This window comes from Pseudomonas sp. ES1 (assembly GCF_050586605.1).
Lineage (GTDB): Bacteria > Pseudomonadota > Gammaproteobacteria > Pseudomonadales > Pseudomonadaceae > Aquipseudomonas > Aquipseudomonas sichuanensis.
Window position 1 is genome coordinate 49,060 of sequence record NZ_JBOBDM010000017.1, and the last position, 13,957, is coordinate 63,016.

Here is a 13,957-nt window from a genome sequence, read left to right on the forward strand (position 1 = left end):
GAACGGTTTAACGGCCTTTGAAGCGGGTCACGTTGTCCTTCACGGCGCTAGCAACCAGGTCGAGCCGCTCGCCGCTGGCGGCGTCGAACAGCAGCACCCGCGCCGGGTCGAACTGCAGGTTCAGGCTATCGCCCACCCGGCACGCCACATCCGGCGCCAGGCGGCAGCAGACCTTGGTCTGGTTGAGCGTGACGAACACCAGCAGGTCCGGCCCGGTGGGCTCGGTCACCTGCACTTCGGCGCGGATACCCGGCAGGCCGTTGCCTTCCACGCCCCCCAGCGAAATCTGCTCCGGGCGTACACCGAGGATGACCTCGCGCCCGTCCAGCACCTCGGCATCCACCCCCAGCGGCAGTTCGCAGCGCGCCTGGCCGCTGTCGAGCAGCGCCAGCACCCGGCCGTCCTGGCGGGTCAGGCGCACCGGGATGAAGTTCATCGGTGGCGAACCAATGAAGCTGGCGACGAACAGGTTGGCCGGATCGTTGTAGATCTGCTGCGGCGTGCCGAACTGCTGGATCAGGCCGTCCTTCATCACCGCCACCTTGTCGCCCAGGGTCATGGCCTCGATCTGGTCGTGGGTGACGTACACCGTGGTGGTCTTCAGGCGCTGATGCATCAGCTTGATCTCGGTACGCATCTCTACCCGCAGCTTGGCGTCGAGGTTCGACAGCGGCTCGTCGAACAGGTAGATCTTCGGCCGCCGTGCCAGCGCCCGGCCCATGGCCACGCGCTGCTGCTGGCCGCCGGAGAGCTGGCCTGGCTTGCGGCCGAGCAGGTGCTCGATCTGCAGCAGCTTGGCGACCCGCGCCACCTCCTCGTCGATGGCCGCCTGGGGCAGCTTGCGGATCTTCAGGCCGAACGCGATGTTGTCGCGCACGTTCATGGTCGGGTACAGCGCGTAGGACTGGAACACCATGGCGATGTCGCGATCCTTCGGGCTCATGCCGCTGACGTCTTCATCGTCGATCAGGATCGCCCCGCCACTGATGTTCTCAAGGCCGGCGATGCAGTTCATCAAGGTGGACTTGCCGCAACCCGAGGGGCCGACCAGGATCAGGAACTCGCCGTCCTTGATCGCTAGCTGGATGTCCTTGAGCGTGTCCGGCAAACCGGCGCCGTAGGTCTTGTTCACGTTGCGAAGTTCGAGCGTTGCCATGACTTACCCCTTTACCGCGCCGGCGGTCAGCCCGCGCACGAAATACTTGCCCGCAATCACGTAGACCAGCAGCGTCGGCAGCCCGGCGATCATCGCCGCGGCCATGTCGACGTTGTATTCCTTAGCCCCGGTGCTGGTGTTGACCAGGTTGTTGAGGGCCACGGTGATCGGCTGCGAGTCGCCACTGGAGAACACCACGCCAAACAGGAAGTCGTTCCAGATCTGGGTGAACTGCCAGATCAGGCAGACCATGATGATCGGTGTCGACATCGGCAGGATGATCCGCCCGAAGATGGTGAAGAACCCGGCGCCATCCAGGCGCGCAGCCTTGACCAGGGCATCGGGGATGCTCACGTAGTAGTTGCGAAAGAACAGCGTGGTGAAGGCCAGCCCGTACACCACGTGCACCAGCACCAGGCCGCTGGTGGTGCTGGCCAGGCCGAGCTTGCCGAGGGTGAACGAGGCCGGCAGCAGCACGGTCTGGAACGGCAGGAAGCAGCCGAACAGCAGCAAGCCGAAGAACAACTGCGAGCCACGGAAGCGCCACATCGACAGCACGTAGCCGTTGAGCGCGCCGATGGTGGTGGAGATCAGCACCGCCGGAACGGTGATCAGCACCGAGTTGACGAAGTAGCCGTTGACCGTGGCCCAGGCCTTGGCCCAGCCGATGCCGGTGAACACCGTCGGCCAGCTCAGCAGGTTGCCGGTGCTGATGTCTTCGGGGGTCTTGAAGCTGGTCAACAGCATCACCACCAGCGGCACCAGGTACAGCAGCACGGCAAGCAGCAGCACGGCGTGGATGGCGAGGCGGCTGAAGCTCAATGCGGGTTTGTCGAGGCGGCTACTCATGGCGTTTACCCCGCAGCTCCGAGTACAGGTAGGGGACGATGATCGCCAGGATGGCGCCGAGCATCAGGATCGCACTGGCCGAGCCCATGCCCATCTGCCCGCGGCTGAAGGTGAAGGCGTACATGAACATCGCCGGCAGGTCGGAGGAGTAGCCGGGGCCGCCGGCGGTCATGGCCGCGACCAGGTCGAAGCTCTTGATGGCGATGTGCGCCAGGATCATCAGTGAACTGAAGAACACCGGGCGCAGGCTGGGCAGCACCACCGTCCAGTAGATGCGCGGCAGGCTGGCGCCATCCAGTTGCGCGGCGCGGATGATCGACTGGTCGACCCCGCGCAGGCCGGCGAGGAACATCGCCATGATGAAGCCCGAGGCCTGCCACACCGCGGCGATCACCAGGCAGTAGACCACCCGGTCCGGGTCGATCAGCCAGTCCAGGCGAAAGCCTTCCCAACCCCAGTCGCGCAGCAGCTTGTCCAGGCCCATGCCGGGGTTGAGCAGCCACTTCCAGGCGGTGCCGGTGACGATCATCGACAGTGCCATGGGGTAGAGATAGATCGTCCGGATAAAGCCCTCACGGCGAATGCGCTGGTCCAGCAGCACGGCGAGGAACACGCCGATGACCAGGGTGATGGCGATGAACAGGCCACCGAACAGCAGCAGGTTCTTGCTCGCCACCCACCAGCGATCGTTGTCGAACAACCGTGCGTATTGCGCAAGCCCGGCCCATTTGTAGGTGGGGAGGAAGGTCGAGGTGGTGAACGAGAGGACGAAGGTCCACAGGATGTAGCCGTAGAACCCCACCAGGATGATGAACATGCTCGGCGCCAGTACCAGTTTTGGCAGCCAGCGCTGGAGCGCGTCCAGGGGTGAGGCCCGCAGGCGGGCGGTTGCTGTAGTCATGATCTGGATTCTCGATGCGAGGTTGCCTGCGCTGGCCTCATCGCTGGCAAGCCAGCTCCCACAGGTACAGGTGCCCTCAGGCTGATCGATGTACCTGTGGGAGCCGGCTTGCCGGCGATCGGGCCGTCAGATCCTTACTTGGCCGCCTTGACTGCCGCGTTCAGCTTCTTCGCCGCATCGGCAGGCTCTGCCTTGGGGTCGTTGATGTAGTTGGTCACCACATCGAAGAACGCCCCCTGCACGGCCAGCGTGGTGGCCATGTTGTGCGCCATGCTCGGCTGCAGGCCGCCGCTCTTGGCGTCGGCCAGGAAGTCCTTGGCAGAAGTCTGGGCGCAGGCGTCGAAGCCGTACTTGCCCATGTCGGCGAGCATGTCGTTACGCACCGGGATCGAGCCCTTGTTGGTGCTGAACACCTTCTGGAAGTCCTCGCCCAGCACCTTGCGGGCAATGTCCTGCTGGCCCGCCGCCGTGCCTTTGTCCTTCTGCTTGAACACCACCAACGAATCGATGTTGTAGAGGAAGGCCTTGTCGGTGCCGGGGAACGCTACGCACTGGTAGTCCTTGCCGGCGGTTTTCTTGGCCAGGGTCCACTCGCTCTTGGCCCAGTCACCCATGATCTGCATGCCAGCCTTGCCGTTGATCACCTTGGCGGCTTCCAGGTTCCAGTCCTGGCCCTTGCCGTCGGGGTCCATGTAGGTGGCGACCTTCTTCAGTTCGGTCAGCGCCTTGACCATCTCGGGGCCGGTCAGGGCTTTTTCATCGAGGTCGACCAGGGCCTTCTTGTAACCCTCCACGCCCATCACCGAGAGCACCACGCTCTCGAACACGGTGCTGTCCTGCCATGGCTGGCCGCCGTGGGCAAGCGGGATGAAACCGGCGGCCTTGAGCTTGTCGCCTGCCGCGTAGAATTCATCGAGGGTGGTCGGGGCCTTGTCGATCCCGGCCTTCTTGAACACTTCCGGGTTGATCCACAGCCAGTTGATGCGGTGGATGTTCACCGGCACGGCCACGTAGTCACCGTCGTACTTCACGGTGTCGGCGACTTTCTTGTCGAGCAGGCTGTCCCACTTCTCTTGCTTGGCAACGTCCTTCAATACATCGGCATCGAGCAATCCGGTGGACGCCCAGTCCTGGATATCCGGCCCCTTGATCTGCGCCACGCCGGGCGGGTTGCCAGCCACTGCGCGGCTCTTGAGCACGGTCATGGCGGTGGCACCGCCGCCGCCGGCAACCGCGCCGTCCTTCCAGATGAAACCGTCTTTTTCGACCTGGGCCTTGAGCACATCCACGGCGGCTTTTTCACCGCCGGAAGTCCACCAATGGACCACCTCCACGCTGCCTTTGGTATCGGCGGCATGGGCACTGAGGGCGTACAGGGAAGCGAACGAGATCGCGGCGGCGAGACGAAGCGTCGAATGCATGGGGAATACCTTTCTTGTTGTTATGCGTGGCAAGACTGTCGCTTGCTTTGCAGTGAGTGTAAGGACCTCGCGCCCGGCGCCAGGTAACGAACGGATGCGCGAATGTCAGCGTTTGGTTACAAAGCCAGCGCAGTGGCCAGGCTCGGCGCCAGCGGTAGGCGCGGCAGCAACAGGGCCTGCAGCGCGTGGTAGAGATCGGGCTTGCCGCCCCAGATGCGCGCGCTGGGCTGGTTGCTCGGGTCCAGTTCGTGGTGCCAGCTGCCGTGTACGCGGTCGATGAAATGCGTGGCGATGAAGTCCCAGAAGCAGCGGTACCACTGCTCGTAGTGCGGCTCGCCAGTGCGCCGCAGCAAGGCGGCGGCGGTGGCGCTCGCCTCGGCATGCACCCAGTGCAAGCGCTCGCGCACCAGCGGGCGGTCGCGCCAGTCCAGGGTGTAGACCAGGCCTGGGGTACCGTCGGCGAGCCAGGCGTTGCGGCAAGCGCTGCCGAACAGGCCTTTGGCGCCGTTCAGCAGCGCCTTGGGCACCGGCAGGTCGGCACGCAGCCGGGCAGCTTCCAGGTGCAACAGCAGGCGCGCCCATTCGAAGGCATGTCCGGGGGTGGTGCCATAAGGGCGAAAACCATCGGTGGGGTTGTCGCGGTTGTAGTCCGGCAGCGCTCGCCAGCCTGGGTCGAAATGCTCGGTGACGCGGAACCCGTCGCTGGCGGCCTGGCCGAGGATCAGCCGCTCGACGATGCGCAGGGCGCGGTCCAGCCACAAGGCGTCGCCGGTCACATCCGCCAGCGCCAGGAATGCCTCGACACCATGCATGTTGCTGTTGGCGCCGCGGTAGGCTTCGGCCTGTTGCCAGTCGCGGCTGAAGGACTCACGCAGGGCGCCCTGCGCTTCGCACCAGAAGCGGGTTTCGATGACCTCGATCGCTTGCTCCAGTAACGCGGGAGCAGCGGCGACACCCGCCACCACCGCCGAACTGGCGGCCAGGGCGACGAATGCGTGCAGGTACGCGGCCTTGTCGCTGCCGGCCTGACCTTCAGGATGGGTGAACCAGCCACCGTATTCGGCATCACGCAGCGGACCTTGCAGGGCGGCGACGCCGTGTTCGACCAGGTGCAGGCAGCCCGGCACGCCCTGCAGATGGGCCAGGGCAAAGCTGTGGGTCATGCGGGCGGTATTCAGGGTTTCGGCGAGGGCGCCGCGCGGCAGGCGGCCATCGTCATCAAGGTTGCCGAAGCCCTGGGGCAGGCGTGCGGCCTTGGCGAAATCGAGCAGGCGCAAGGCCTCGGTGGTGAGCCAGGCGTGGTGTACAGGGGAATCGAGCCAGCTACGGGTCATTGGCGTCTTCCTTGTTGTTGTCAGCCGATTCTAGCCAGCCGTCCTGGGTGGCATGTCACGAAGACTGGGTCGATTGTCACCACATCGTTACATCGAGGCCCTCATCGCGGGGCAAGCCCGCTCCCACAGGGTCAGCGCCCGCGATTGGCATCAATCAGGCGTACGCGGCAGGTAAAGCGTCACCCGCAACCCACCCTCACGCAGATTCAACAGGCTCACCTCACCGCCATGGCTATGGGCGATATTGCGCGCAATCCCCAGCCCCAACCCATATCCCTGCTGCTGCCCGGCCAAACGGAAGTGCGGCTCGAACACCTGCTCCAAGCGCTGCTCCGGCACCCCTGGCCCCTGATCGTCGACCTGCAACACAAAGCTCTCGGCACTGTCGATGATGCGCAGTTGCGCCCGTTCGCCGTACTTGATGGCGTTGTCGATCAGGTTGCCGATGCAGCGGCGCAGGGCCAGCGACTTGCCCGGGTACGGCGCCAGTGCCCGGCCTTCGAGGGTGATGCGGCCGTCGCGCAGATAAGCCTCGGCCAGCAGCTCCAGCACCTGGTTGAGATCGATCGGCTCGATGTTCTCGTGAATGTCGGTGTCCTTCACGCATTGCAGCGCGCCCTTGACCAGCAGCTCCAGCTCATCGAGGTCGCGGCTGAACTTGGCCTGCAAGGCTTCGTCTTCCAGCAGCTCGACCCGCAGCCGCAGGCGGGTGATCGGTGTGCGCAGGTCGTGGGAGATGGCGCTGAACAGTTGCGAGCGCTCGGTCAGGTAGCGGCTGATGCGCTCGCGCATGTTGTTGAAAGCCCGCCCCACTTCCACCACTTCACTGCCGCCGCCTTCGGCCACCGGTGCCACATCGGCGCCCAGCGACAGCTCCCGGGCCGCCCGTGCCAGGCGCTTGAGCGGCCGGCTCTGCCAGTGCACCAGCAAGCCGATGAACAGCAGCAACAGGGCGGTGGTCAGGGCGATGAAGCCGATCTGCTGGCGTGGCAGGCGTTCGGCTTCAAGGCTGGTGTAGGGCTCGGGCAGCAGCGAGGCGATATACAGCCACTCGCCCTCGCCCAGGCGGATCTGGGTGACCAGCACCGGCGGGTTGAGCGGTTCGAGGGTCAGCGAGTAATGCGCCCACGAGCGCGGCAGCTCATCGAGCTTCAGGCCACTGTTGAAGATGCGCAGGTCGTCGGGGCTGACGAACTCCACCGAGATGTCCATCTGCTGCCCGAGGCGTTCGTGCAGCACCTGCTGGAACACCTCGATCACCGCCTGCTTGCGCGGGGTGACGGGCAGCACCGGCATGTCCAGCGGCTTGACGTTGAGCGACACGAAGAAGCGCGTGCCGCCCATGCTGCGCAACTGGTCGAGCACCATTGGCCGGTAGGCCACGGGCAGCGAACGGAAGTAGCTGACGCTGGCGCTCATCGAGTGGGCCAGGCTGCTGGCGCTGGCCCGCAGGCCCTGCAGCTGGCTGGCGCGCAGCTGGGCGACCCAGATCACGCTGGAAAGCCCCTGGGCCAGTACCACCACCAGCAGGGTGAGCAGCAACATGCGCCCCAGCAGAGAGCGTGGCAGCAGGCGCCAGCGCCGCTCGCTAGGCCAGGCTGACATGGGCCGCCAGCAAGTAGCCGCTGCCACGCACGGTGCGGATCAGCCGGGGTGGTTTTTCGGTGTCACGCAGGCGCTGGCGCAAGCGGCTGACGCCCATGTCGACGATGCGGTCCAGGGGCATCGGCTCGCGCCCACGGGTGGCGTTGCCGATGGTGTCGCGGTCGAGGATCTGTTGGGGGTGATCGAGAAACAGCTTGAGCAGGGCGAAGTCGGCGCCGGAGAGAATCACCTCCTCGCCATCGCGGTGGAACAGCCGGTGGCTCACCGTGTCCAGGCGCCAGTCGTCAAACGCCAGCACAGCGCTGGCCGGTGCGGCCTGACCGAAGTCGGCGCGGCGCAGCAGGGCCTTGATCCGCGCCTGCAGCTCACGCGGGCTGAAGGGTTTGCCCAGGTAGTCGTCGGCGCCCAGCTCCAGGCCGATGACCCGGTCGGCCTCGTCGGAACTGGCGGTGAGCATGATGATCGGTACCCGCGACAGCCGGGGGTGCTGGCGCACCCAGCGGCACAGGCTGAAGCCGTCTTCATCGGGCAGCATCACGTCGAGGATCACCAGGTCGCAGGGGTTGGCGTCCAGTGCCCGGCGGAAGGACTGACCGTCGGGCTCGGCCTGCACCTGGAAACCGGCGCGACTCAGGTAGGTTTGCAGCAGTTCGCGAATGTCCTGGTCGTCGTCGACCATCAGGATCGATTTGCCGGCAGTGGTCATCATGGTCCGTCCTCTTGTATGCGCAGATCTTCTGCCTGCTGTACGGATCCTGTGGGAGCGGGTTCACCCGCGAAAGCGTCGGTAAGGCAGCCGCCGCATTCGCGGGTAAACCCGCTCCCACAGCAATCGCCTTGTGCTTCAGCTACCCAGATCTTGCTGCAAGGCCACCCCCGCCCCCAGCAACCCGGAAAACTCCGCAGTCACCAGCCACACCGGCACCCCGGCGAAATACCCGCTCATGCAGCCCTTGTCGGCGAAACTCGCGGCAAAGCCACTGCGCAAGAACAACTCGGCAAAACGCGGAATCACCCCGCCGACGATATAGACCCCGCCGCGCGCGCCCAAAGTGAGCACATTGTTGCCCGCCACCCGACCGAGGAAGCGACAGAACTGCTCGACCACCGCCAGCGCCCGTGGCTCACCGGCCAGTGCCGCATCGGTGATCTGCGCCGGGGTCTTGTGCCTGGGCGTGTCGCCATCGAGCGCGCAGAGCGCCTGGTACAAACGCACCAGCCCACCACCGCTGAGCACCGTCTCGGCACTGACATGGCCGATCTGGCGCTGAATCTCCTGGTGAATCGCCGCTTCGCGGGCATTGCCCACCGGCAGGTCGACATGCCCACCCTCGCCCGGCAGCGCCAGCCATTGCTCGCCGTGACGCACGAGGCTACCAACGCCAAGCCCGGTGCCAGGGCCAATCACCAGCACTGGGCGGGAGGGGTCGGCCTGGCCTGGGCAGACTTCTCGATATTCGCCTTCGCGCAAACGGGTCATGCCCAGGGCCATGGCGGAGAAATCGTTGATCAATTGCAGCCGCTCGACCTGCAGGGTCTGGCAGAACGCCCGACGGCTCAGGCGCCAATGATTGTTGGTAAAGCGAAACTCATCGCCATCCACCGGCCCGGCAACGGACAGACACACCGCCGCCAGCCCGCCACGGGCGATGCCCTGTTCGCCCAGGTACGCCTCGATCGCCTGTTCGGGGCTGGTGTAGTCAGCGGTCGCGAGCACCTGGACCGCGTGCAGCTGGTTGTCGCGCCACAGGGCAAAACGTGCGTTGGTACCACCAATGTCGCCAACCAGCAGTTCTTTCACTTGAGAGTCTCCAGGCCAGAGGTGAAGGCACTGGCGCCCTTCTCTGCCGAGCTGAACGCCACACGCATGAAGCCGAACAGCTCGCGACCGCAGCCCAGGTCGTTGCCCTTGGGCGGCTCGGGCAGCTCGCGGCTGGCCAGCTCCTCGGCCGACAGCAGGATCCGCAACGTGCCTTCGACACCATCGACCCGCACGATATCACCATCGCGCACCCGCGCCAGCGGGCCACCGTCGAAGGCCTCCGGGCACACATGGATGGCCGCCGGGATCTTACCCGAAGCGCCGGACATGCGCCCGTCGGTGACCAGCGCCACCTTGAAGCCACGGTCCTGCAGCACGCCAAGGAACGGCGTCAGCTTGTGCAGCTCGGGCATGCCGTTGCAGCGCGGGCCCTGGAAGCGCACCACGGCCACGAAGTCGCATTCCAGCTCGCCGGCCTTGAACGCATCGGCCAGCGACTGCTGGTCATGGAACACCCGCGCCGGGGCTTCCACCACCTGGTGTTCAGGGGCCACGGCGGAGACCTTCATCACGCCACGCCCCAGGTTGCCTTCCATTACCCGCAGGCCGCCCTCGGCGGAGAACGGCCGCGCCACCGGGCGCAGGATGCTCTCGTCGAGGCTCTGTTGCGGGCCTTCGCGCCAGACCAGCTGGCCGTTGTCGAGGAACGGTTCCTGGGTATAGCGACGCAGCCCCGGGCCGGCCACGGTGTTGACGTCCTCGTGCAGCAGCCCGGCATCGAGCAGCTCGCGGATGAGGAAGGCCATGCCGCCGGCGGCCTGGAAGTGGTTGATGTCGGCTTTGCCGTTCGGGTACACGTGGGACAGGGTCGGCACCACCTCGGACAGGTCGGCCATGTCCTGCCAGGTCAGCTGGATGCCGGCGGCCTGGGCGATGGCCGGGATGTGCAAGGTGTGGTTGGTCGAGCCGCCAGTGGCGTGCAGGGCGACGATCGAGTTGACCAGCGCCTTCTCGTCGACGATCTCGCCGATCGGCATGAAGCTGCCACTGGCCTTGGTCATGCGCGTGACCTGGCGCGCCGCCTCGGCGGTGAGGGCATCGCGCAGTGGCGTGTAAGGGTTGACGAACGAGGCGCCGGGCAGGTGCATGCCCATCACTTCCATCACCAGCTGGTTGGTGTTGGCAGTGCCGTAGAAGGTACAGGTGCCTGGGCCGTGGTAGCTGTTCATTTCCGATTCGAGCAGCTCTTCACGGGTGGCCTTGCCCTCGGCGTAGCGCTGGCGCACGTCGGCCTTCTGCTTGTTGGAGATGCCCGAGACCATCGGCCCGCCGGGGACGAAAACGGTCGGCAGGTGGCCGAAGCGCAGCGCCCCCATCATCAGCCCAGGGACGATCTTGTCGCAGATGCCCAGCATCAGGGCGGCATCGAACATGTTGTGGGACAGGGCGATGGCGGTGGACATGGCGATCACTTCGCGGCTGGCGATGGCCAGCTCCATGCCCGGCTCGCCCTGGGTCACGCCATCGCACATGGCCGGCACGCCGCCGGCGAACTGGCCGACCGAGCCAACCTCGCGCAGGGCCTGCTTGATCTGCTCGGGGAAGTGCAGGTACGGCTGGTGCGCCGAGAGCATGTCGTTATAAGACGAGACAATGGCCACGTTGGCGGCGTTCATCAGGCGCAAGGTCTGCTTGTCGTCGGCACCGCAGCCGGCCACGCCATGGGCGAAGTTGGCGCATTGCAGGCTGGCGCGCATCGGTCCGTCACTGGCCGCGCCGCGGATAAGCTCAAGGTAGCGTTCACGGGTGGGACGGCTGCGTTCGATCAGCCGTGCGGTGACCTCAAGGATGCGCGGATGCATGTACTGGACTCCAGGCTAACGGTAAGGGCGGCTTCAATGGGCATTTTCCCTCCAAACGATTGCGGCCTAGGCTTGCAGTAAAGGTACCCGGCACATTCGCGGAGCAGCCTGCCCGGCCACTCGTTGTAGATTTAACAAAATACTGCCACTAAAAAGGCTTGTTTTCTATCACGCAGTGAATAATCTTGTAATTCCAATAACAAAACCGTTTCAGTGAAGCTGCCTTTTTGCCACAGGCTTCACCCGACTGCCAGAGGTAACGCCATGACCCTACGCATCGCCATCAACGGATTCGGCCGCATCGGACGCAACGTCCTGCGCGCACTCTACACGCACGGCTACCGTCAGGACCTGCAGGTCGTCGCCATCAACGACCTGGGCGACAGCGCGATGAACGCCCACCTGCTCAAATACGACAGCGTTCACGGCCATTTCGATGCACAGGTCGAGGCCGACCACGAGAGCCTCACCGTCAACGGCGACCGGATTGCCGTCAGCGCCATCCGCAACCCCGCCGAGCTGCCCTGGAAAGCCCTGGCCATCGATGTGGTGTTCGAATGCACCGGGCTGTTCACCGAGCGCGCCAAGGCCGCCGCACACCTGGCCGCCGGCGCCGGCAAGGTGATCATCAGCGCACCGGCCAAGGGCGCCGACGCCACCGTGGTGTACGGGGTCAACCACGATGTGCTGCGCGCCTCGCACCAGATCATTTCCAACGCCTCGTGCACCACCAACTGCCTGGCGCCAGTGGCCCAGGTGCTGCACCGCGAGTTCGGCATCGAGCAGGGGCTGATGACCACCATCCACGCCTACACCAACGACCAGGTGCTCACCGACGTCTGCCACGCCGACCCGTACCGCGCGCGCTCCGCCACCCAGTCGATGATCCCGAGCAAGACCGGCGCCGCCGAGGCGGTGGGCCTGGTGCTGCCGGAGCTGGCCGGCAAACTCACCGGCATGGCCGTGAGGGTGCCGGTGATCAACGTGTCGCTGGTCGACCTTACGGTCAACCTGCAGCGTGAGACCACCACAGAGGAGGTCAACCAGCTGTTCCTCGAGGCCAGCCGCCATTCGCGGGTACTGGGCTACAACGCGCTGCCGCTGGTGTCGTGCGACTTCAACCACAACCCGCTGTCGTCGATCTTCGACGCCAACCACACCCGCGCCAACGGCCGCATGCTCAAGGTGCTGGCCTGGTACGACAACGAGTGGGCGTTCTCCAATCGCATGCTGGACAACTGCCTGGCGCTGTTCAGCGCCAAGTAAGTACTTTGGCGGTGGGCGTGGGGCGATGCGCCCACGCCCACCGCCCCACGCGCAAAGCGCAATCTTTACCTGTTCGTGACATTTCAGCGCTTGACCTGCCACATGGATGATAAGCATTATCATTCGCCCCACAGTGGCCAGGTTCCCCCGTGAGTCAATCCCGGTTCAATTCAGTCTTCCTCACCCAGCGCCTCAGCCTGCTGCGCACCTTGCAACGCATGGTCGGCAACCCCAGCACCGCCGAGGACCTGCTGCAGGAAACCTACCTGCGGGTCACCCGTGCCCTGGGCGAGCGGCCGATCGAGCACCTTGAACCCTTCGTGTTCCAGACCGCGCGCAACCTCGCCCTGGACCACCTGCGCGCCCGCCGGGTGCAGGCACGCACCCTGGTCGACGACGTGCCCGAGCAAGTGCTGCACAACGTCGCCGCGCCCGCCGGCAGCAGCGAGGATGCCGCCCACGCCGAGCAACTGCTCAAGCACCTGAGCACGAGCCTTGGCCAGCTGACCGAGCGCCAGCAGCGCATCTTCATCCAGAGCCGCCTGCATGGCGCCAGCTACCTGGAAATCGCCGAGCAGTTGAACGTCTCGGCCAGCACCGTGCAAAAGGAACTGAAACTGATCATGGCCATCTGCATGGGCGTCGCCGCTCGGCACCAGTGACGCGACCACTCGCCGCGCACCTGCGCAAAGCCCTTGCCATGTGCCGGGCCTGCGCCGATCATGCGCAAAAAAGCCCCCGCAAGGATCCTTCGTGACCGATCAGCCCAGCCCTCGCCCGACACCTGCCGAGCCTGATGCCCGCGCCCGTGCCCGCGAGGAGGCGATGGACTGGCTGATCCGCCTGCAGTGCGCCACTGACCAAGACACCCAGGCCTTCGAGCACTGGCTGGGCGCCGAGCCGGAAAACGCCGAAGCCTACGTCGAGGCCGAAGCGCTGTGGAACGGTGCGCCGCTGCGCCAGGCCGCCGAGCAATTGCAGCAACGCCAGCGCCGCTCCATCAGCGGGCGCCTGCGCAGCCACTGGAAGCCGCTGGCCACCGCCGCCGTGCTGCTGGTCGGGCTGTTCACCTTCGGCAACCTGCCTGTGCGCCTACAGGCCGACCACCTCACCGTGGTCGGCGAGCGCCAGCGCCTGCAACTGGACGACGGCGCCAAGATTCTGCTCAACACCAACTCGGCCTTCGCCAGCGATGTGCGCGACGGGCGCCAGGTTGCCCGCTTGCTGCAGGGCGAAGCCTACTTCCAGGTCGCCGGCGGCAGCCAGCCACCGCTGGAGGTGCAGGCCGGGCCACTGCGGGCCAACGTGCGCGACACCGACTTCGCCGTGCGCTACCTGGACGGCGAAGCGCAGGTGCGCGTGCAGCGCGGCGACGTCGATCTGCAGGGCGCCCGCGACCAGCGCATCCGCCTGAGCGCTGGCGACAGCATCAGTGTCGGCCCCCAGGGCTTCGGCCAGCGCCAGCGCGTCGACCTGAACAAGGAGCTGGCCTGGGTCGAAGGCCGCCTGGTGTTCGAAAACTGCCCGTTGGGCCAGGTCATCGCCGAAGTGCAGCGCTACTACCCAGGCTGGATCATCAGCCGCAATGCCCAGCTGGAGCAGGTCGCGGTCACCGGCAACTACCGCCTCGACCAGCCCCTGCAAACCCTGCGCGCCCTCGCCCACATTACCTCGGCGCAGCTGCATGAATACCCCGCCGTGGTGATTCTCAACTAAGCCAACAAGTTTTTTTACGCGACCCCTGTAGGCAGCACGTCTCGTTATAGCCAATGCAACTGATTCTCGTTCGATAACGACAACA

The 13,957-nt window shown here is 65.5% G+C and carries 12 protein-coding genes; 3 read left to right on the forward strand and 9 right to left on the reverse strand.

Annotation, left to right across the window (positions count from 1 at the left end; all coding sequences use genetic code 11):
* Nucleotides 1-7: 7 nt before the first annotated feature.
* The 9 genes from ACQ4N9_RS09620 to edd form a co-directional block, all read right to left on the reverse strand.
* On the reverse strand, nt 8-1,156 hold the full coding sequence (locus ACQ4N9_RS09620; RefSeq protein ID WP_390968315.1) for an ABC transporter ATP-binding protein: 1,149 nt from the start codon (nt 1,154-1,156) through the stop codon (nt 8-10).
* 3 nt (nt 1,157-1,159) lie between these two features.
* Nucleotides 1,160-2,005, reverse strand: a complete 846-nt coding sequence (locus ACQ4N9_RS09625; protein WP_125465294.1) for a carbohydrate ABC transporter permease — start codon at nt 2,003-2,005, stop codon at nt 1,160-1,162.
* On the reverse strand, nt 1,998-2,906 hold the full coding sequence (locus ACQ4N9_RS09630; protein WP_323830273.1) for a carbohydrate ABC transporter permease: 909 nt from the start codon (nt 2,904-2,906) through the stop codon (nt 1,998-2,000). Before ACQ4N9_RS09630 ends, ACQ4N9_RS09625 begins: the two co-directional genes overlap by 8 nt.
* 134 nt (nt 2,907-3,040) lie before the next feature.
* On the reverse strand, nt 3,041-4,327 hold the full coding sequence (locus ACQ4N9_RS09635; RefSeq protein WP_390968318.1) for an ABC transporter substrate-binding protein: 1,287 nt from the start codon (nt 4,325-4,327) through the stop codon (nt 3,041-3,043).
* 116 nt (nt 4,328-4,443) lie between these two features.
* Entirely contained in the window at nt 4,444-5,661 is a 1,218-nt protein-coding gene (locus ACQ4N9_RS09640; protein ID WP_390968320.1) for an AGE family epimerase/isomerase, read from the reverse strand.
* Nucleotides 5,662-5,811: 150 nt separating this feature from the next.
* A complete protein-coding gene (locus ACQ4N9_RS09645; protein ID WP_430932729.1) occupies nt 5,812-7,266 on the reverse strand; it encodes an ATP-binding protein in 1,455 nt (484 codons plus the stop codon).
* Nucleotides 7,250-7,972: a response regulator gene (locus ACQ4N9_RS09650; protein ID WP_430932742.1), complete on the reverse strand. Its 723-nt coding sequence runs from the start codon at nt 7,970-7,972 to the stop codon at nt 7,250-7,252. The genes ACQ4N9_RS09645 and ACQ4N9_RS09650 overlap by 17 nt, the downstream gene beginning before the upstream one ends.
* A 138-nt stretch (nt 7,973-8,110) precedes the next feature.
* Nucleotides 8,111-9,067, reverse strand: coding sequence for a glucokinase (locus ACQ4N9_RS09655; protein WP_125465298.1), 957 nt, complete (start codon nt 9,065-9,067; stop codon nt 8,111-8,113).
* Nucleotides 9,064-10,890 (reverse strand): phosphogluconate dehydratase, encoded by a 1,827-nt coding sequence (edd, locus tag ACQ4N9_RS09660; protein WP_125860028.1) that lies wholly within the window; start codon nt 10,888-10,890, stop codon nt 9,064-9,066. The genes ACQ4N9_RS09655 and edd overlap by 4 nt, the downstream gene beginning before the upstream one ends.
* Nucleotides 10,891-11,154: 264 nt before the next feature.
* On the opposite strand from edd, the gene gap reads away from it, so the two are divergent.
* The 3 genes from gap to ACQ4N9_RS09675 all read left to right on the forward strand — a co-directional run bounded on the left by gap (nt 11,155) and on the right by ACQ4N9_RS09675 (nt 13,872).
* The gene (gap, locus tag ACQ4N9_RS09665; RefSeq protein ID WP_125860030.1) at nt 11,155-12,156 is read left to right on the forward strand and encodes a type I glyceraldehyde-3-phosphate dehydrogenase; all 1,002 of its coding nucleotides are present in this window, start codon (nt 11,155-11,157) and stop codon (nt 12,154-12,156) included.
* A gap of 149 nt (nt 12,157-12,305) precedes the next feature.
* A complete protein-coding gene (locus tag ACQ4N9_RS09670; RefSeq protein ID WP_110993252.1) occupies nt 12,306-12,818 on the forward strand; it encodes an RNA polymerase sigma factor in 513 nt (170 codons plus the stop codon).
* Nucleotides 12,819-12,909: 91 nt separating this feature from the next.
* Nucleotides 12,910-13,872 carry a FecR family protein gene (locus ACQ4N9_RS09675; RefSeq protein ID WP_390968325.1) on the forward strand — a complete coding sequence of 321 codons (963 nt, stop codon included), beginning with the start codon at nt 12,910-12,912 and terminating at the stop codon, nt 13,870-13,872.
* The last annotated feature ends 85 nt before the right edge of the window (nt 13,873-13,957 follow it).